The following is an 18,398-nucleotide window of genomic DNA, read 5'->3' as shown; positions in this document are numbered from 1 at the left end:
CCCCTCGGACCGGGTCAGCGTGTGTCGGCCTCCACGGAGGGCGGCGGGGCCCCGACCGGCCCGCCCGGGCCGCGGGGCACCGGTCCCAGCGGCCGGGACAGAGGGGGAACGTGCTCGGGTGAGGGCGCGGGGAACTCGGCGGCCAGACGCTCCATCGCCCGTTCGGTGGGGGAGCCGGGCTCGGGGCAGTACATCATGACCTGCTGGTCGTTGTCGGGCACGGACAGGATCTGGCACTCGAACTCCAGCGTCCCCACGAGGGGGTGCTCCACCCTCTTGCTGAATCCGCGCCGCTCCCGCACCTCGCGCGACTCCCACATGCGGGTGAACCTCGGCGAGGTGCCCAGCAGGGTGGTGACCAGGCGGGCGATGTCCGGATCGCCGGGGTAGCGGGCGTAGGTGGCGCGCAGGTCCGCGACCGAGTGGCGGGTGAAGCAGTCGGTGTTCGGGTCGTCCCAGTGCGGGGCGTCGTCCGGCTGGGAGAACATCCACTCGATGATGTTGCGCCGGTCCTCCGGCAGCGCCGTCATGTCCCCGATGAAGTAGGTGGCCATCCGGTTCCACGCGAGTACGTCGTACTTGGCATCCAGCACGTAGGCGGGGGTGGTGGTCAGGCCGTTCAGCAGGTAGTGCACCGCCGGGGTGATCTCGCGGTTCACCCCCCGGGTGGCCGGTGGTTCCGCGTCCGCGATCCGGAAGAGGTAGGCGCGTTCGTCCACGTTCAGCATCAGGGCGCGTGAGAGCGCCGACAGCACCTGCCGGGACGGGTTGGGGCCGCGCGCCTGTTCCAGCCGCACGTAGTACTCCACCGACATCCCGGCGAGCTGGGCCACCTCCTGGCGGCGCAGTCCCGGGGTGCGGCGGCGCCCGGTCTCGGGCAGTCCGGCGTCGCCGGGGCCGATCCTGGCCCGCCGGTCGCGCAGGAACGCCGCGAGTTCGCCGCGGTCCACCATCGGGTGCCTCCTCAGATCGGTGCCCTCTCCCCCAGGGTGCCCCAGAACCGCGCTCCTGACAGTGGTACCGCTGATACCAGTCTCGACCGTTCCTTCCTCGTCTCCCGGTTCGTCTCCACGATGGGAGACATGGCGAAGACACAGAACGACAGGATCGCCCTCGTGACCGGGGCGAACAAGGGAATCGGATTCCAGACCGCGCGACTGCTGGGTCTGGAGGGGATGACGGTGTTGGTCGGGTCCCGGGACGCCGCACGTGGCACCGAGGCCGAGAAGGCACTGCGCGAGGAAGGGGTCGACGCCCGCGCTCTGGCGGTCGACGTCACCGACATCGAGAGCGTCCGGGCCGCCGCCGCACGGGTGGAGGCGGACTTCGGGCGGCTGGACGTGCTGGTCAACAACGCGGGCGTGGCCATGGGCTGGGGCGATCTCGGTGAGACCGATCCGACCGCGTTCCTCCAGATGCTGGAGGTGAACGTGGTGGGCATGGTGACGGTTACCGACGCGTTCCTGGACCTGCTGCGCCGCTCGGAGTCCGCACGGGTGGTGAACGTGTCCAGCGAGATCGGCTCGATCGGGACGATGACCGACCCGGCCAGCCCGTTCTTCGCGATGCGGGGCAACGTCGGGTACCCCGCCTCGAAGGCGGCGGTGAACATGGTGACGGCCCTGTACGCCAAGGCCCTCGCGGAAACCGGGGCCAAGGTGAACGCGGCCAACCCCGGATACTGCGAGACCGACCTCAACCACAACACGGGTCACCGCACCCCCGAGCAGGGCGCGCGGGTGAGCCTGCACCTGGCGACCCTGCCCGACGACGGGCCGAACGGGGCGCTGTGGGGCCACCTGGCCTCCGCATCGGACCCGGAGAGCTACGGCGTCCTGCCCTGGTAGCCGGTGCCGGTAGCCGGTAGCCGGTAGCCGGTGCCGGGCACCCGGCACCGGCTACCGGTCCTCACCAGGCCCGGACGCCGCCGACCGGAGCGGGCAGGTGCTCGCTCAGCCAGGTCCAGGTGCCGTCGTTCTCGGTGAAGCGGCGCTGGACGCGCTCCACCTCCGTGAGAGGGTTCGCGAACACCTCGGTCCACGCCCCTGCGGTGCGCTCCTCCAGGTAGAGGCTGCTCGCGTCGGTGCGCATGCGCACCGCCTGCAGGGTGTGGGAGGAACCGTCGCGCAACTGGATGCGGTAGTAGGCCATGAGAAGTCCCTGGAGTGTGGTTCGTCCTGGTCGGAAAGGACGGTGCGTTTCCCGGAACGCGCGTGGCACCGGCGGGTGCGTATGGGATCGGTTTCCCGGGGCGTGCGGCGGAACGTACGTGGTCGGGCCGCGAGAGTGCCTGCGGGGTGCGGCGAGGGCGCCGAGACCCGGAGTGCTCCGGAGAAACAGGCGCGGATGCCGGGGCACCGTGCTGTCCGCGTGATCGGACTCTACTCCTGTCCGGTGCGAGGCTCGGCCGTAAACGGAGGCACGGCAGGTGAAATTCGGATGATCCGGCGGTGATCACGGATGCTGATCCGGAAAGAGGCTTCGTTATCGCCACATCGCACTCAATTCGGTATCAGTAGGGCGATAACGAAAAACCCCTTGCGCCCGGTCCCGGCCTCGCCGCGACGGCGGAGGGCTGGTCCGGCGCGTGGTCGGCGAACGTGCTCACCACCGTCCCGCACACCCAGGCTCCGCTCCCCCGCTTTCGGGGACAGGAGGACCGGACCGTCAACGTCAGCTCCATCGCCGCGCTGCGCGGTGGTGGCGGCGCCATGACCGAGGCACGCCACGTCGCCGGCCAGGTCGTCCAGGTCAACGGGGGCGCGTACATGGGCCGTTGACCGCCGTCGGCGGATCCTGCCGGGCCTCGCGCGCCGGAGCGCGCGTTGATGACCGTTCCCGACCCGGCGGCCGACGACCCGGCCGCCGACGACCCGGGCGACCGGACGGGCCACGGGGTCTGGCGCTCGGCGGTGGGTCAGGGGGCGGCCGGGGTGAGGCGGGCGCGGGCCTCCATCAGCGCGAAGCCCAGCAGGTTGCGGCCCCGCCAGCGTTCCGGGACCTGCGCGTCGTCGTTCTTCGCGCCCATCCCGATGCCCCACACCCGGTCACGGGGGCTGGCCTCCACCAGCACCCGCCCGCCGGTGCCCAGCAGGAACTCCCGCAGGTCCGCGTTCTGGCCGAACTTGGCGACGCCGGCCTCGACCACGATCTCGAAACGGGCCGCCTCCCAGGCTCCCTGGTCGAAGCCGCGGACCTGGCGGCCGACCACCTTGGCGTCCCGGGGGTGGCCCGCGGCGAGGATCCGCTTCCCGGCCTCGGCGTCGCCGAACAGGCGTGCCTTGGCGGCCATCATGTAGTGCTCGGCGGTGGGGTAGCCGATCCCGTCCATGGTGAAGGCGGCGGGCCACCACTGCGACAGGCAGCTCGCCGACACACCCCCGTCCGCGGGTGGCTTGTGCCCCCAGAAGCACAGGTACTTCGCCCGCCCCGCCGAGGCGACCAACTCCTCCACCGTGCGTGCGTCCACGGGATCGCGTGTGTCCGTCATGGCGGAAGGGTCCCAGACGGCGGTGACAAGCGGCCCCGCGCGGATGCGCCCTGCCCGCGGGGAGGGCTCGCGGCGGGGGAGGGCTCCCGGTACGCGGGGCCGACGGGTACGGGGAGCCAGGACTGAACCACGTTCTGTTATATGCCCTCACCAGGGTGAATGCCTGGTGTAGGAAATCTTCCGATTTAGCACTCTATGTGACTAGGCGGATAAGTATTACCATTTGGTCTCCCGGAAAAAGGTCGCCGTCTCGGTTATCGGACTGGGAGCGCGGCCTATTTCCGGGTACCCGCTCACAGAACAGGAATCCCCATGACCGAGAGATCACGCATATCCGGAGTCGGCGACGCCACCACACTGCTCGCGAGGGTGGCGGTCGGCCTCGTCTTCGTCTCCCACGGTTGGCCGAAGGCGACCGACCCCGCCGGCACCGCCCAGGGCTTCGCCGCCCTGGGGATCCCCTTCCCCCAGTTCTCCGCCCTCCTCGGGGCCTTCATCGAGGTGGGTGCCGGACTGGCGCTCATCGTCGGCTTCGCACTGCCCCTCGCCGGGCTCCTCCTGGCCTTCATGATGGCCAACGCCTACTACTTCACCCACCTCGGCGACCCCCTGGTCGGCGGTTTCGAGTTCCCCCTGGTCCTCGGCGCCACCGCCCTGGCCCTCGGCTTCGCCGGCGGCCGCTACTCACTGGACCGCCTCATGCCGTGGGGCCGCTCCCATAGCCGGACCTCTGAACCCGTACCGGCCGCCTGACCAGGACACCCGGCCGTCCGTCGCCGGAGACGGACGGCCGGGTGGCTTTTCACAAGCCACCGGGTGCCAGGCCCCTTTTCTTACTTGCTTATCCCCTTTCACGACTCAGACAGAGGAACACCACGTATTTCCCGGCGCCGCACGGCGCTCCCGGCCTTTCGCGAAAGACGGACGGAGCCAGCGCACGAGGACATTCGGTCCGCACGCCGAGGTGGACCGCGCCCCGGCCGACCGCCGCACACCACCGCCGACCGGGTGTCACCGGCGGCCGCGGACCGGCGGAGTGCCATGAGCGGGGTGGAACACTGCCTACCATGCTGGTCATGCGCATTCTCGTGGTCGAGGACGACGACCGGGTCGCCCGTGGCCTGGTGACCGCCCTGCGGTCGGCGTCCTTCGACGTCCAGCGGGTGGCCACCGCGGAACGGGCCCTCGGCGCCCCGCCCGCCGACGTCGTCCTCCTCGACCTCGGCCTCCCCGACGCCGACGGCATCGACCTGCTGCGCAGGCTCCGGGACCGCCCGCAGACCGCCATCATCGCCGTCACCGCACGCGGGGAGGAGCGCGACCGGGTGCGCGGCCTGCGCGCCGGGGCCGACGACTACGTCGTCAAGCCCTTCGGCGTCGCCGAGCTCCTCGCCCGCATCGACGCGGTCCTGCGCCGCACCCGCGCCGCGCGGGCCGGAGCCGTCGACGAGGAGCCCCGGCTCCGGGTCGGCGCGCTCACCGTCGACCCCGGCTCCCGTGCGGCCAGGGCCGGCGGCGCCGAACTCCAGCTGACCCGCAAGGAGTTCGACCTGCTCTCCCTCCTCGCCTCCCGGTCCCCGTCGGTCGTGGCCCGCGACCAGATCCTCGACCAGGTGTGGGGCACCGCGTGGGAGGCCTCCTCCAGGACGCTGGACACCCACGTCGGATCACTGCGGGCCAAACTCGGCCACACCGTGCGCATCCGGACCGTGCGCGGTGTCGGCTACGTCCTCGACGGGTCCTGAGCCTTGCTCCGCAGACTGCTCGCCATCCTCCTGCCCGCCGCGTTCGTCCTGGTCGCGGCGACCGTCATCCCGCTGGGGGCCGTCGTCGCCCAGCAGCGGACCCAGGAGGTGTACGTCGACCGGCTGGGGGACGCGGGCCGGTTCGCGTCACTGGCCCGCACCGCCCTGGAGACCGACCGCCAGGACGCGCTCGTACAGGAGATGTCCCGCTACGAGGAGCTCTACGGCATCCCGGTGGTCGTGGTCGCCCCCGACGGCGAGACCGTGACCGGGTCCGGAAGCACCGGGCGCATGCGCGAAGTCATCGCGGACCTGGACTCCCCGGACACCGTCACCATCGCCCTGGCCGGAGAGCGCCCCGCCCCGCCCACCACCGTCTGGCCCTGGGCAGCCGGGCCCCTGGTGGTCGCCGAACCCGTCGGCCGGGACAGCGAGGTGGTCGGCGCGGTCGTCCTCGTCGCCCCCACCGGTCGCCTCGGTATCGACATCCTCGGCTCGTGGGGATGGCTCGCCCTGCTCAGCCTGGTACCTCTGGGACTGCTGGCGGCGGCCTCGCTGCCGCTGTCGCGCTGGGTCCTGCGCCCCATCGGCGGACTGGACGCGGCCACCACAGCGGTCGCCTCGGGGAACCTGGACGTGCGGGTGGACGCCGAGCGCGGACCGCCGGAGCTGCGCCGCCTCACCGAGTCCTTCAACACGATGGTCGGCGTGGTGCGCAGATCCCTGGACCGTCAGCGCTCCTTCGTCTCCGAGGCCTCCCACCAGCTGCGCAACCCCCTTGCGAGCCTTCGCCTGGCGGTGGAGAACCTCGCGCCCCACCTCACCACGGAGGAGGCCAGGGAGGCGCACGCCGTGGCCGTGGACGAGACCACGGCCATGCACCGGATGCTCAACTCCCTGCTGGCCGCGACCCGGCTGGAGAGTGTGACGGGTTCGGAGACCGTGGAGGTCTCCGAGCTGCTGGACACGCGGATGGAGCGCTGGCGCGCCCTGGGCGCGGCCAGGGGGATCTCCGTGTCCGCCGACGTCCCCGGGGGCGTGTGGGCGCAGGCTCCGGCCGGGGGCCTGGGCAGCATCCTCGACGAACTGGTGAGCAACGCCCTGCGCCTGTCAGGGGGGACCCGGGTGGAGGTGCGCGCCCGGGTGGGGGATCCGGCCCGGATCAGCGTGCTCGACGACGGGGAGGGACTGACGGAGGAGGAACGCGGCGCCGCCCTGAACCGCTTCTGGCGGTCGTCCCGGCACCAGAACACCGAGGGGACCGGGATGGGGCTGGCGATCGTCGCCGACCTGGTCCGCGAGGCCGGAGGGGAGCTGACGCTGGGCGAGGGACTGCCCGGGGACGGGCGCCCCGGGTTCGGTGCGGTGATCGCCCTGCCGCCCGCGCCGTGATCCTCACGGGGATCCTTGGCGGAGGCCCCCGGGCCCGCCAGGGCCTCACGAGGGCTTGTTGTCCCGGTACCAGCGCGCGGCGCCGCGGTGCAGGGGGACCACACCGGTGGATATGCCGGTGCGCACGTTGATCTGGGCCGCCTCCGGGCGGGAGGCCGCGATCCGCCCGGCGCCCGTGTACACGGTGTCGGCGACCAGGCGGGCGAGGTCCTCCGGCAGGTCGGCCGAGCACAGCAGCAGGTTCGGCACGGACATGGTGGGGCAGGCGGGCACGCCCTCGTAGGTGGTCGCCGGGACACTGGCGGGGAAGTACGCCTCGGGACGGGCGTCGGCCATGGCGACCGCCGCGTCGGAGAGGTCGATCAGGCGTATCACGTGCCGCTCGGCCAGGTCGGCGACGGCCGGGGTGGGCAGCCCCGTCAGGGAGAACATCGCGTCGATCTCCCCGCGCCCCAGGGCCAGGGCGGAGGCCGCCTGGTCCATGCGCACCGCCTCCGGTGCCACCCCGGTCTCCGTGAGGATCTGGTCCGCGGTGAACTCGGTGCCGGAGTGGTCCGCGCCCACCGAGACCCCGCGCCCCTCCAGGTCCCCCAGGCGGCGCACGGGCGACCCGTCCAGGACCACGAGGTGCACGAAGCTGTCGTAGAGGCGGCCGACGGCGCGGAGGGGGTCGGCGTCGGCCACCCCGCCGGCCATGACCGAGTCGAGGTTGGCCAGGCCGAGTTGGGCCCCACCCGCCTCGATGAGGCGCAGGTTGTCGTGCGAGGCGCCGGTCTCGACGGTCTCCACCCGGGTCCCGGGCAGGCGCTCGTCCAGCAGGAGCGCGATCTCCGCGCCGATCTCCCGGTACACGGCTCCGGGCGGGCCCGTGGCCACCACGAACACCGGCGGGGACGGGGGCTCCCGCCACGTGCAACCGCTCACCGCGGTCACGGCGAGGGCGCCTGCGACGCCCCGCAAGGCGGTGCGTCGGTTCGGTCCCCTCGGATGCATACGTGCAGCTTAGGCAGTGTGGAGGGGTGTCCGGGCGCGCTGCCCTCCGGGTCACCCTGTGTCCCAGCTCACCGACTCACCGTGTCCCAATGTCAGAGGAACCCCAAATTTCGGATGAGGTGTTGGACACCCCGGGGGGAGGTCACCACCATCGCTGTGTCAAGTCGGAGCAACCCGGGGGAAACCGGCAGGAAAACCCAGTGAGACGCAGGAGTCCCCCGGTGGGCGAACCCCGCCCCCCACTCGCCCGTCAACAGGAGGAATCCATGGCGTCCCCGAAGGGTGTCGACGCGCCGGACACCATGTCGCCCACACAGGACGGCAAGCCCGCGAACAGCTACCCCCGCTCCCGACTCATCGGCCTGGTCGCCGGTCCGCTGGTCGGTCTGCTGGTCCACTTCCTCATGCCGGACATGCCCATGCCCCTCGGCGAGGGGGAGGACGGCGATCCGGTCATGTCGGCCAACGGCCGGGCCGTCGCGGGCATCACCGCGTTCATCGCCATCTGGTGGGCCACCGAGGCCATCCCGATCCCCGCCACCTCGCTGCTGCCCCTGGTGCTCTTCCCGGTCATGGTCCAGGGCACGTCCGTCGACGACGTCGCCCCGTCCTACGGCTCGGACACCATCTTCCTGTTCATGGGCGGCTTCATGCTCGCCCTGGCGATGCAGAGGTGGAACCTCCACAAGCGGATCGCGCTGACCATCGTCTCCAAGGTCGGATCCAACACCGCCGGTCTCGTCGGCGGCTTCATGATCGCGACCGCGTTCATCTCCATGTGGGTCTCGAACACGGCGACCGCCGTGATGATGCTGCCCGTCGGCATCTCGGTCGTCGCGCTCATCACCCAGTTCCGCAACGGGAGGACGGACGCGAACTTCGCCACCGCGCTCATGCTCGGTATCGCCTACGCCGCCTCCATCGGTTCGGTCGCCACCATCATCGGCACCCCGCCCAACGTCCTGATGGTCGCCTACCTGGCCGAGAACCACGACGTCCACATCGGTTTCGGCCAGTGGATGACGGCCGGCGTCCCCCTGGCCGCGGTCTTCCTGCTCATCGCCTGGTTCGTCCTGGTCCGCGTCTTCCGCCCCGAGACCCGGAAGGTCGAGGGCGCGCAGGACCTGATCCGCGGTGAACTCGCCGGGATGGGCCCGATGTCGCGCGCCGAGAAGATGGTGCTCACCGTCTTCGCCCTCGCCGCGCTCTCCTGGATCTTCGTCCCGGTCCTGGCCGACATCGGGGCCGTCGCCTCCGCCGCCCCGTGGCTGGGCGGCCTCGGCGACGCGGTCATCGCGATGACCGCCGCGATCGCGCTGTTCCTCATCCCCGTCGACCGCGGGACCCGCCTGCTGGACTGGGAGACCGCCGTCCAGCTCCCGTGGGGTGTCCTGCTGCTCTTCGGCGGCGGCCTGGCCGTCTCCTCGCAGTTCACCGCCTCCGGGCTGAGCACCTGGATCGGCGGACAGGTCTCCGCCCTGGCGGGCGTCCCCCTCTGGGTCGTCATCCTGGCGGTCGCCGCCCTGGTCCTCGGCCTGACCGAGCTCACCAGCAACACCGCCACCGCCGCCACCTTCCTGCCGATCCTCGGCGGTGTGGCGCTCGGTATGGACGTCGACGTGATGATCCTCGTCGTTCCGGCCGTCCTCGCCGCCAGCATGGCCTTCATGCTGCCGGTGGCCACCCCGCCGAACGCGATCGTCTTCGGTACCGGCCACGTGCGGATCGGTCAGATGATGCGCGGCGGCCTCTGGCTGAACCTCGCCGCGATCGTCCTCGTCCTCGGCGCGATGTACGGCCTCATGAGCTGGGCGCTGGGCATCAGCCTCTGACGTCGGCGCCCGCACGGGGCGGACGGCGCCCACGGGCGCCGCGGTACCGGTGGAGGACGGGTCCTCCGTCCTTCCGGGCCGCGGCGCCCTTCGCGCCGTGCCCGGGCACAGGGCGCGAGCAGGCGTGGAACACGCCGAAACACGAGGAAACCCACGCTTCACCCTGGCGGAGGTCCGCCGAAACACGTCCTCCCTAGCGTCGGTCCCCATGGACACACGGATGTATACACGTCCCGAACCGCTGGTGGAGGCGACGGCCACCCCGCGCCGCGACAGGGTCTACGCCCTGATAAGCGAGGAGGTCCTGAGCGGCAGGACCGGCCCCCACACCCGGCTGGGCGAGGTCCGGCTCGCCGAGCGCTTCGGCGTCTCCCGCACCCCGGTACGCGAGGCGCTGGCACGCCTGCACTCCGACGGGCTGGTCGAACGGCGCGAGAACGGCTTCTACGCCACCGTTCCCAACCTCGTCGAACTCCGCGACCTCTACGAGCTCCGGGTCACCCTCGAACTGCGCGGCATCGCGCGTGCCACGGAGGACCCCGGTGTCCGGCACGATCCCGCGATCCTCGCCGCAGAGCTGGAGCGCTGGCGGGGCCTGCGCGCCGACCCGCCCCCGCCGGACCCCTCCTTCGTCCTCCTCGACGAGGAGTACCACGCCGCGCTGTCCCGGGCCTCCGGGAACGGGGCGCTGACCGACTCCCTGGTCTCCGTCAACCGGCGTATCCGCAGGGTGCGCATGTACGACTTCCTCACCGAGGACCGGATCACCTCCACCGTCGACGAGCACGTCGGGATCGCCGAGCACCTCGTCGCGGGCGAGCTGGACGCCGCCTACCACGCCATGTACGAGCACGTCGGCGCCTCCATGGAGGTCGTCCTGGAACGCGCCCGGCGGGCCCTGACCCGGATGGCGCTGCACGCGCACGTCCCCTGACCTCTCCCCGCGCACCGCAGCACACAAGCCCCCGGACCAAGGAGAGCCAGCGTGTTCGACTCCGTGCTCGTCGCCAACCGCGGCGAGATCGCCTGCCGCGTCATCCGCTCCGCCCGAGGACTCGGCCTGCGCACCGTCGCGGTCTACTCCGACGCCGACGCGGGCGCGCCGCACACCCGCCTCGCCGACGAGGCCGTCCGGTTGGGGCCCGCCCCCGCCGCCGAGAGCTACCTGGACACCGAACGCGTCCTGGCCGCGGCCGCTGCCTCCGGAGCGGGAGCGGTCCACCCCGGATACGGCTTCCTGTCCGAGAGCGCCGGATTCGCCGACGCCGTCCAGGACGCGGGCCTGGTGTTCGTCGGACCCGAGCCCCGCCACCTGGAGGAGTTCGGCGACAAGCACACCGCGCGCAAGGCCGCGGCCGCCGCCGGACTGCCCATGGTCGCGGGCAGCGATGTCCTCGCCGACGTGGAGGAGGCGGTCGCCGCCGCCGAGCACATCGGCTACCCCGTCATCCTCAAGTCCACCACGGGCGGAGGCGGCATCGGACTGCGGCCCTGCTCAGGCGAGGAGTCCCTGCGCTCCGCCTTCGACCAGGTCAGCCGGATGGCCCGGACCCACTTCGGCGGTGGCGGCGTGTTCGTGGAGCGCTTCGTCTCCCGGGCCAGGCACATCGAGGTGCAGGTCTTCGGTGACGGGAACGGCGGGGTGGTCACCCTCGGGGACCGCGACTGCTCCCTGCAGCGCCGCAACCAGAAGGTCGTCGAGGAGGCGCCCGCCCCCGGCCTGCCCGCGGAGCTGCGCGCCGAACTCCACCGCGCCGCGCGCGAGCTCTGCGCCGGAGTGTCCTACCGCAGCGCCGGGACGGTCGAGTTCGTCTACGACGTCGAACGCGGCGAGGCGTCCTTCCTGGAGGTCAACACCCGCCTCCAGGTCGAGCATCCGGTGACCGAGGAGGTCACCGGGGTGGACCTGGTCGCCTGGATGCTCCGCCTGGCCCGCGGCGAGGACGTCCTCGCCGGCCTTCCCCCCGAAGGGCCGGCGCGCACCGGCCACGCGGTCGAGGCCCGCGTGTACGCCGAGGACCCGGCCCACGGATTCCGGCCCAGCTCCGGCCTGCTCACACGGGTCGAGTTCCCCGCGGGGGTGCGCGTGGACGGCTGGGTGGAGGCCGGGCAGTTCGTCACCAGCGACTACGACCCCATGCTCGCCAAGGTCATCGTGCACGGCGAGGACCGGGCCGACGCCCTGGAGAGGCTCGCCGCCGCGCTGGCCGGTGTCCGGATCGACGGGCTCCAGACCAACCTGGGCCTCCTGCGGTCCCTGGCCCGCCACGAGGACGTCCGAGCCGTCGGACACACCACGGCCACCTGCGCCGGGATCGGCGACCGGGAGCCGCGCGTCGAGGTGGAGCGGGCCGGGACCCTCACCACCGTCCAGGACTTCCCCGGACGCACCGGCTACTGGCAGGTCGGCGTCCCGCCGTCGGGCGCCATGGACGACCTCTCCCTGCGCCTGGGCAACCGTGCCCTGGGCAACCCCGAGGGCGCCCCCGGACTGGAGTGCACCATCGAGGGCCCCGCCCTGCGCTTCTCCGCCGCCGCCACCGTGTGCGTGACCGGTGCGCCCGCCGGGGTCACCGTGGACGGCGTCCCGGCCCTCCAGTGGGAACCTGTGCGGGTGCCGGCGGGCGGCCTGCTCGACGTCGGAGCCTGCCGGGGACCGGGCATGCGCACCTACGTACTGGTCCGGGGCGGGCTGGACGTCCCCGAGTACCTGGGCAGCGCGTCCACGTTCACCGCCGGCGGGTACGGCGGCCACAGCGGCCGGGCCCTGCGCCCCGGGGACGTGCTCCGGTCCCTGCCGGAGCCCGCCGACGCGCCCGCGCCCAGGCCCGTCCCCGAGGCCGAGCGGCCCGGGATCCCGGGCCCGTCCGGGATGGCGGACACCGCTCCGGAGGCCACCGCCGCCGGTCGATCCGCGGACGGCACGGGCTCCCACTGGGACATCGAGGTGTCCGAGGGGCCGCACGCCGCACCGGAGTTCCTCACCCGGGAGGGGCTCGCCGCCTTCTACGCCACCGCCTGGAGGGTGCACTCCCAGTCCGCGCGCAACGGGGTCCGCCTGTCCGGTCCCAAACAGTCCTGGGCGCGCCCCGACGGCGGCCAGGCCGGACTCCACCCCTCCAACATCCACGACACCGCCTACTCCGTCGGCGCCGTCAACCTCTCCGGCGACACGCCCGTCCTGCTCGGCCCCGACGGCCCCAGCCTGGGCGGGTTCGTCTGCCCCGTCACCGTGGTCAGCGGGTCCCGGTGGAAGGTCGGCCAGCTGCGCCCCGGCGACACCGTGCGCTTCCACCCGGTGACCGAGGCCGCGGCCGAGAGGATCCACACCGCCCCCGAGGCCGCCGCGCTCCTGCGCGGCAGCGGAGCGGACGGCGACGACGGCGTCCTCGCCCGCGTCCCGGCGGACGAGGGCACACCGGAGGTCACCTACCGGCGCGGCGGCCACGACAACCTCCTCGTCGAGTACGGGCCCATGTCCCTGGACCTGGGCCTGCGCATGCGGGTCCACGCCCTCATGGCCGCCCTCGGCCAGGCCGCACCGCCCGGCATCGTCGACTCCACCCCCGGCGTCCGCTCCCTGCACCTGCACACCGACCCGCGGGTCCTGCCGCTGCGCACCCTCCTGGGCCTGCTCCGGGAGATCGAGGGGCAGCTGCCGCCCACCTCGCGGCTGCGGGTGCCCAGCCGCACCCTGCACCTGCCGATGTCCTACGACGACCCGTCCATCCACGAGGCCATCGCCCGCTACCGGACCGGCGTGCGCGACGACGCGCCCTGGAACCCCGACAACATCGAGTTCATCCGCCGGATCAACGGCCTCGACTCGGTCGACCAGGTCCGCGACACCGTCTTCGACGCCTCCTACCTGGTCCTGGGCCTGGGCGACGTGTACCTGGGCGCCCCGGCGGCCACCCCGCTCGACCCGCGCCACCGCCTGGTCACCACCAAGTACAGCCCAGCGCGCACCTGGACCCCCGAGGCCGGGGTCGGCATCGGCGGCGCCTACCTGTGCGTGTACGGCATGGAGAGCCCCGGCGGCTACCAGCTCATCGGCCGCACGGTCCCCGTGTGGTCCGGACTGCGCCAGTACGGCCCGTTCGAACCCGGCACCCCGTGGCTGCTGAGGTTCTTCGACCGGATCAGCTGGTACCCCGTGGGCCACGAGGAACTCCTGGACATCCGCGCCGACCTGCTGGCCGGACGCCACGAACTCGCCGTCGCGGACGGGGAGTTCGTCCTGGCCGACCACGAGCGCTTCCTCGCGGAGAACGCCGACTCCATCGGGGAGTTCGAGCGCCGCCGGTCCGCGGCCTTCGAGGCCGAGCGGCGGGCGTGGGAGGCCTCCGGAGAGTTCGAGGACAGGCCCGAGCCCGAGCCCGTCGTCCCGTCCGCACCGGACCTGCCGCCCGGCGCCCGCCTCGTCGAGGCGCCCCTGTCCGCCTCCGTCTGGAAGGTGGACGTGGCTCCCGGCGACCTGGTGGAGGAGGGGCAGCCCCTCGTGCGCCTGGAGGCCATGAAGCTGGAGGTCGTCGTCCGGTCCCCCGGAACGGGAAGGGTCTCGGACATCCTCGTCACACCGGGCCAGCACCTCGAACCGGGGAGCGCCATGGCCGTCATCGCCCAAGGAGGGTCCGCCTGATGCCCGCTCCCACCGACCGTGTCCGCTCCGCCTACCGCCGGATCACCGGGGCCGACCGGCCCGAGGTCTGGATCACCCTGCGCCCCGAACGGGAGCTGGCCGTGGAGGCAGAGGCGCTGGAGGACCGGCTCGCCTCAGGAGAGGAGCTGCCGCTGGCGGGGACGCTCGTTGCGGTCAAGGACAACATCGACGTGGCGGGCCTCCCCACCACGGCCGCCCACCCCGGGTACGCGTTCACCCCCGCGGCGAGCGCGCCGTGCGTGCGCAGGCTGGTGGACGCGGGCGCCCTGGTGCTCGGCAAGACCAATCTCGACCAGTTCGCCACCGGGCTGGTCGGCACCCGCAGCCCCCACGGCGCGGTCCGTGGCGCCCACGACCCGGAGCGGATCTCCGGCGGGTCCAGCTCGGGTTCGGCCGTGGCCGTGGCCCTGGGGATGGCCGACATCGCCCTGGGCACCGACACCGCCGGTTCCGGCCGGGTGCCCGCCGCCCTGAACGGCATCGTCGGACTCAAGCCGACGCTCGGCCTGGTCCCGTCCTCCGGTGTGGTCCCCGCGGCCCGCCCCTACGACTGCGTCACCGTGTTCTCCCGGGACCTGGCCTCCGGCCGCGCCGCCCTGGCCGTGATGACCGGCCCCGAACCCGGGGACCCGTTCAGCCGCGACTGGCCCGCCGACGTGCGGCTCGCCGCCCGGCCCGGGGGACGCGTGGCGGTTCCCTCGGACGAGGCGCTGGCACCGCTCGAGGACGGGGAACGGGCGGCCTTCCGGAAGGCCGTCGACGCGCTGCGCGCCTTCGGAGTGCGGACGGGGGAAGTCGACGTGTCCCCCCTGCTGGAGGCGGCGCGGCTGCTCTACGACGGTGCGGTCGTCGCCGAGCGCTACGCCGCCGTGGGGGAGTTCCTGGCCGGCCACCCCGAGGGGGCCGACCCCACCGTCTCCGCGATCATCCTGGCGGCGGAGGGCGTCCCCGCCCACCGGCTCGCCGCGGACCAGCACAGGCTGGCCTCCCACAGGGCCGAGGCCCGCCGGCTCCTGGACGGGTTCGACGCCCTCCTCCTGCCGACCACGGTCGGCCACCCCACCCTGGAGGAGGTGGCGGCCGACCCGGTGGGGGCCAACTCGCGCCTGGGAACGTACACGAACTTCGTGAACCTGCTGGACATGGCGGCGGTGGCGGTGCCCGCCGGCACCGCCGACGGACGGCCCTTCGGGGTCAGCGTGCTCACCCGCGCGTTCGAGGACCAGGTGGCCCTCGACCTGGCGGCGGGCCTGGTCGGTGAGGATCCGGGGGAGGCCTACCCCGCGCCGGGCGTGGAGTTGGCGGTGTTCGGCGCGCACCTGCGCGGTCAGCCGCTCAACCACCAGCTCACCGGTCTGGGAGCCCGGTTCGTGGAGGAGGCGCTCACCAGCGCGGACTACCGCATGGTCGCCCTGCCCGGGTCCGCCGCGCCCGACGGGAGGTCAGCGGCGGTGCCGTCCAAACCCGGCGTGCTCCGGACGAACGGACGGGGCACCTCCCTGCGATGCGAGGTCTGGCGTATCTCCCCGGCGGGGCTCGGCGCCTTCCTGGCCGCCCTGCCCCCGCCCATGGCGCTGGGAGCGGTCACCCTGGCGGACGGTCGCGCGGTGGTCGGGTTCACCTGTGACCCCGCCGCCGCCGAGGGCGCCGAGGACATCAGCCACCGCGGCGGATGGCTCGCCCACCTGGCCTCGGGGAGGGGCTGAACAGCGGCGGGCCCGTCGTCCCGGCGGGTTCCGGGACGACGGGCCCGTGCCGTCGCGTCCTCGCGTCCGCCTACTCGGCGGGCAGGTTCGTGGGGTCGACCGGGCGGCCCAGCTTCCGGTAGTGCCTGGCCCGGAAACCCAGGATGCCCGTGGCCAGGAGGGTGGCGATCAGGGAGGCGACCAGCACACCCGTCTTGGCGTGCGCCAGGTGCTCCGGAGCGCCCAGGAACGACAGCTCACTGATCAGCAGTGAGACGGTGAAGCCGATACCGGCCAGCTGCGACATGCCGACGATGTCGATCCACTTCAGGCTGGGGTTGAGCTCGGCGCTGCTCACCTTGGTGGTCAGCCACGAGCCGCCCGCGATGCCGATCACCTTGCCGAGGATCAGGCCGGCGGTGATGCCCAGGGCGGCCGAGTCGGTGACGATGTCGCCGAAGCCGTCGAAGACCACGCCGGCGGAGAAGAACGCGAAGATCGGCAGGGCCAGCCCCGAGGCCCAGGGGCGCAGCAGCTGCTCCACACCGTGGCTGGGGTCGTGGGTCTCGCCGGGCAGCGCGCTGGTGCGCATCAGCAGTCCCATCGCCACGCCCGCGATGGTGGCGTGCACGCCGCTCTCGTGGACCAGGAACCAGATCGCCGCGGCCAGGGGCACGTAGACCAGCCAGTTGGGGACCACCGACGCGTTGAGCGAGGCGGCCAGCCCCCTGCCCCGCTGCAGGTACCAGAACACCACCAGACCGGCGGCGGCGGCCAGCAGTGCCACGAAGTCGATGCCCGAGGTGTAGAACACCGCGATGACGATGACCGCGCCGAGGTCGTCCACGATCGCCAGCGTCAGCAGGAAGGTCCGCAGTGCCACGGGCAGTCCGCGGCCGACCACCGCGAGGATGGCGAGGGCGAAGGCGATGTCGGTCGCCATCGGGATACCCCACCCCTGGATGGTCTCGGGGGAGGTGATGTTGATGGCGACGTAGATCGCGGCGGGCACGATCATGCCGCAGATGGCGGCGACGATCGGCAGCATGGCACGTCTGGGATTGCGCAGCTCGCCGTGGACGAACTCCTGTTTGAGCTCGTTGCCGACGACGAAGAAGAAGACGGCGAGGAGGCCGTCGGCCGCCCAGGTCTCCAGCGTCAGGTCCAGGTGCAGGAACTCCGGTCCGAAGGTGATCGCGCGCAGGCTCTCGTAGACCTCACCGAACGGGGAGTTGATCCAGACAAGTGCGAGGGCCGCGGCTCCGATCAACAGAAAACCGCCGACGCTGTCGCTGCGGAGCGCGTCGGCGAAACGGGAGAGCACTCCTGGACCTGGGGAGTGCTCGATCGGGTCGATGCTCATGGGCACCTTTCGGGAATACGACGGAAGGACTCGCCGACCAGTCTTCCCGGCACACCTAGGCGCCAGTGCGCCTCGCCCATGCTCCCGGAAGGGGTGGTAAATGTCCAGCCCAGGGGCTATGTGTCCGATTCGGATGGCGCGCCCGGAGGTCGGTGAGTACAGTCTTCCGCAGGTGTGCCGGGAAGACTGGTCGGCGGTCGCTGTCTCCTACCCCGAAACAGCAGGTGGCTCATGCCCGATTCGAACCCGCAAGGTGTGCGTGTCTACCGCTCCGAGGCCGGGGCCCGCGAGGTCCGCGCCTGGTGCGGGAGACGTCTCGCCGACTGGCCGGAGCTCACCGCGCTGCCCGAACTGGACACCGCTCTCGGAGCCACCCGCGCCTTCCGCGCCCCCGGCGGGGACGCCACGCCGGTACTCGTCCTGAGCGGGACCAACTTCAACTCGGCGACCTCGGTGGACACCGCCCGGGTCATCGCCCGGGACCGCCGGGTCCTCCTGGCCGATCTGCCCGGACAACCCGGCCTCAGCGCCGGTGTACGCCCCAGGACGGACCGGGCCTCGGCCTACGGTTCCTGGTTCGACGAGGTGCTCCCGCAGCTCACCGAGCGCCCCGTCACCGTGCTCGCCCACTCGCTCGGCGCCGCCGTCGCCCTGGCCGCGAAGCCCTCGCAGCTGGTCCACGCCCTGGTGCTGGTCGGCCCCGCGGGCCTGACCACGGCGGCCAAGAGCCCGGAGCTGATGCGGGTCGCCCTGCCGTGGATGATCGGTCCGCACGAGGGCAAGAGCACCCGCCTGCTCAACTTCATGAGCGGCCCCGGACACGTCACCACGGGCGTCCACCCCTACGCCGGGTGGATGACGCTGGTCGGTCGCCACTGCCGGACCAGCCTGGCCCCGGGGCCGCTGCCGCTGGAGTGCCTGCGCCCCTGGGAGGGCACCCCGGTCATCGTGGCCACCGGCTCCCACGACGCGCTCTACTCGCCCGCGCGCCTGCACGGCCCGGCCCGCCGCTTCCTGGACGCGGACGTGGCAGTCATGGAGGGAGCGGGCCACCTCGCCCTGAACGAGCAGCCCGAGCGGGTCGCCGAACTGCTGCGCTCGGTGGACTGACCCGGGCGGTCCTGGAGGGGCGGACCGGGGCTGCTCCCCCCACGGGCCGCAGGCCGGATCGTCCGCACCGTTCGGCCACTGCCGTGCCCTCGGATGCGCGCCCTCGGAACACACGCGTGACGACC

Annotated in this window: 15 protein-coding genes; 10 read left to right on the top strand and 5 right to left on the bottom strand. The window is 72.6% G+C overall.

The window, feature by feature from the left end; genetic code table 11:
• Positions 1 to 14: 14 nt before the first annotated feature.
• On the bottom strand, positions 15 to 953 hold the full coding sequence (locus tag FYX01_RS14160; RefSeq protein ID WP_150241451.1) for a helix-turn-helix transcriptional regulator: 939 nt from the start codon (positions 951 to 953) through the stop codon (positions 15 to 17).
• Positions 954 to 1,082: 129 nt separating this feature from the next.
• Between FYX01_RS14160 and FYX01_RS14155 the strand changes: the two genes are divergently transcribed.
• Positions 1,083 to 1,847 carry an SDR family NAD(P)-dependent oxidoreductase gene (locus FYX01_RS14155; RefSeq protein WP_150241449.1) on the top strand — a complete coding sequence of 255 codons (765 nt, stop codon included), beginning with the start codon at positions 1,083 to 1,085 and terminating at the stop codon, positions 1,845 to 1,847.
• A 61-nt stretch (positions 1,848 to 1,908) separates the two neighbouring features.
• Here FYX01_RS14155 and FYX01_RS14150 read toward each other — a convergent pair whose 3' ends face one another.
• Positions 1,909 to 2,151 (bottom strand): hypothetical protein, encoded by a 243-nt coding sequence (locus FYX01_RS14150; RefSeq protein WP_150241447.1) that lies wholly within the window; start codon positions 2,149 to 2,151, stop codon positions 1,909 to 1,911.
• 449 nt (positions 2,152 to 2,600) lie between these two features.
• On the opposite strand from FYX01_RS14150, the gene FYX01_RS14145 reads away from it, so the two are divergent.
• Positions 2,601 to 2,780: a hypothetical protein gene (locus FYX01_RS14145; RefSeq protein WP_190394324.1), complete on the top strand. Its 180-nt coding sequence runs from the start codon at positions 2,601 to 2,603 to the stop codon at positions 2,778 to 2,780.
• Between the two features lie 137 nt (positions 2,781 to 2,917).
• Here the strand turns inward: FYX01_RS14145 and FYX01_RS14140 are convergent, their stop codons facing one another.
• Positions 2,918 to 3,490 carry an NADAR family protein gene (locus tag FYX01_RS14140; protein ID WP_150241445.1) on the bottom strand — a complete coding sequence of 191 codons (573 nt, stop codon included), beginning with the start codon at positions 3,488 to 3,490 and terminating at the stop codon, positions 2,918 to 2,920.
• Positions 3,491 to 3,802: 312 nt separating this feature from the next.
• Here FYX01_RS14140 and FYX01_RS14135 point away from each other — a divergent pair, with 312 nt between their 5' ends.
• The 3 genes from FYX01_RS14135 to FYX01_RS14125 all read left to right on the top strand — a co-directional run bounded on the left by FYX01_RS14135 (position 3,803) and on the right by FYX01_RS14125 (position 6,627).
• The gene (locus tag FYX01_RS14135) at positions 3,803 to 4,243 is read left to right on the top strand and encodes a DoxX family protein (protein ID WP_150241443.1); all 441 of its coding nucleotides are present in this window, start codon (positions 3,803 to 3,805) and stop codon (positions 4,241 to 4,243) included.
• Between the two features lie 314 nt (positions 4,244 to 4,557).
• Positions 4,558 to 5,235: a response regulator transcription factor gene (locus tag FYX01_RS14130; protein ID WP_150241441.1), complete on the top strand. Its 678-nt coding sequence runs from the start codon at positions 4,558 to 4,560 to the stop codon at positions 5,233 to 5,235.
• Between the two features lie 3 nt (positions 5,236 to 5,238).
• A complete protein-coding gene (locus tag FYX01_RS14125) occupies positions 5,239 to 6,627 on the top strand; it encodes a sensor histidine kinase (RefSeq protein WP_150241439.1) in 1,389 nt (462 codons plus the stop codon).
• A gap of 45 nt (positions 6,628 to 6,672) precedes the next feature.
• Here FYX01_RS14125 and FYX01_RS14120 read toward each other — a convergent pair whose 3' ends face one another.
• On the bottom strand, positions 6,673 to 7,620 hold the full coding sequence (locus tag FYX01_RS14120; RefSeq protein WP_150241437.1) for a TAXI family TRAP transporter solute-binding subunit: 948 nt from the start codon (positions 7,618 to 7,620) through the stop codon (positions 6,673 to 6,675).
• A gap of 266 nt (positions 7,621 to 7,886) precedes the next feature.
• Here FYX01_RS14120 and FYX01_RS14115 point away from each other — a divergent pair, with 266 nt between their 5' ends.
• The 4 genes from FYX01_RS14115 (at position 7,887) to atzF (ending at position 15,821) form a co-directional block, all read left to right on the top strand.
• A complete protein-coding gene (locus FYX01_RS14115) occupies positions 7,887 to 9,452 on the top strand; it encodes an SLC13 family permease (RefSeq protein WP_150241435.1) in 1,566 nt (521 codons plus the stop codon).
• A 220-nt stretch (positions 9,453 to 9,672) separates the two neighbouring features.
• Positions 9,673 to 10,386: a GntR family transcriptional regulator gene (locus FYX01_RS14110; RefSeq protein ID WP_223830461.1), complete on the top strand. Its 714-nt coding sequence runs from the start codon at positions 9,673 to 9,675 to the stop codon at positions 10,384 to 10,386.
• Positions 10,387 to 10,437: 51 nt separating this feature from the next.
• Positions 10,438 to 14,094, top strand: coding sequence for an urea carboxylase (gene uca / locus FYX01_RS14105; RefSeq protein ID WP_150241430.1), 3,657 nt, complete (start codon positions 10,438 to 10,440; stop codon positions 14,092 to 14,094).
• Positions 14,094 to 15,821 carry an allophanate hydrolase gene (gene atzF / locus FYX01_RS14100; protein ID WP_150241428.1) on the top strand — a complete coding sequence of 576 codons (1,728 nt, stop codon included), beginning with the start codon at positions 14,094 to 14,096 and terminating at the stop codon, positions 15,819 to 15,821. The genes uca and atzF overlap by 1 nt, the downstream gene beginning before the upstream one ends.
• A gap of 70 nt (positions 15,822 to 15,891) precedes the next feature.
• On the opposite strand, the gene nhaA is transcribed toward atzF, so the two are convergent.
• Entirely contained in the window at positions 15,892 to 17,163 is a 1,272-nt protein-coding gene (gene nhaA / locus FYX01_RS14095) for a Na+/H+ antiporter NhaA (protein WP_150241426.1), read from the bottom strand.
• 231 nt (positions 17,164 to 17,394) lie between these two features.
• Here nhaA and FYX01_RS14090 point away from each other — a divergent pair, with 231 nt between their 5' ends.
• Positions 17,395 to 18,273, top strand: coding sequence for an alpha/beta fold hydrolase (locus FYX01_RS14090; protein WP_150241424.1), 879 nt, complete (start codon positions 17,395 to 17,397; stop codon positions 18,271 to 18,273).
• The last annotated feature ends 125 nt before the right edge of the window (positions 18,274 to 18,398 follow it).

Source organism: Nocardiopsis quinghaiensis (assembly GCF_008638365.1).
GTDB lineage: Bacteria > Actinomycetota > Actinomycetes > Streptosporangiales > Streptosporangiaceae > Nocardiopsis > Nocardiopsis quinghaiensis.
The sequence above is the reverse complement of the archived record's forward strand: the minus strand, read 5'-3'. Positions and strand labels throughout refer to the sequence as shown.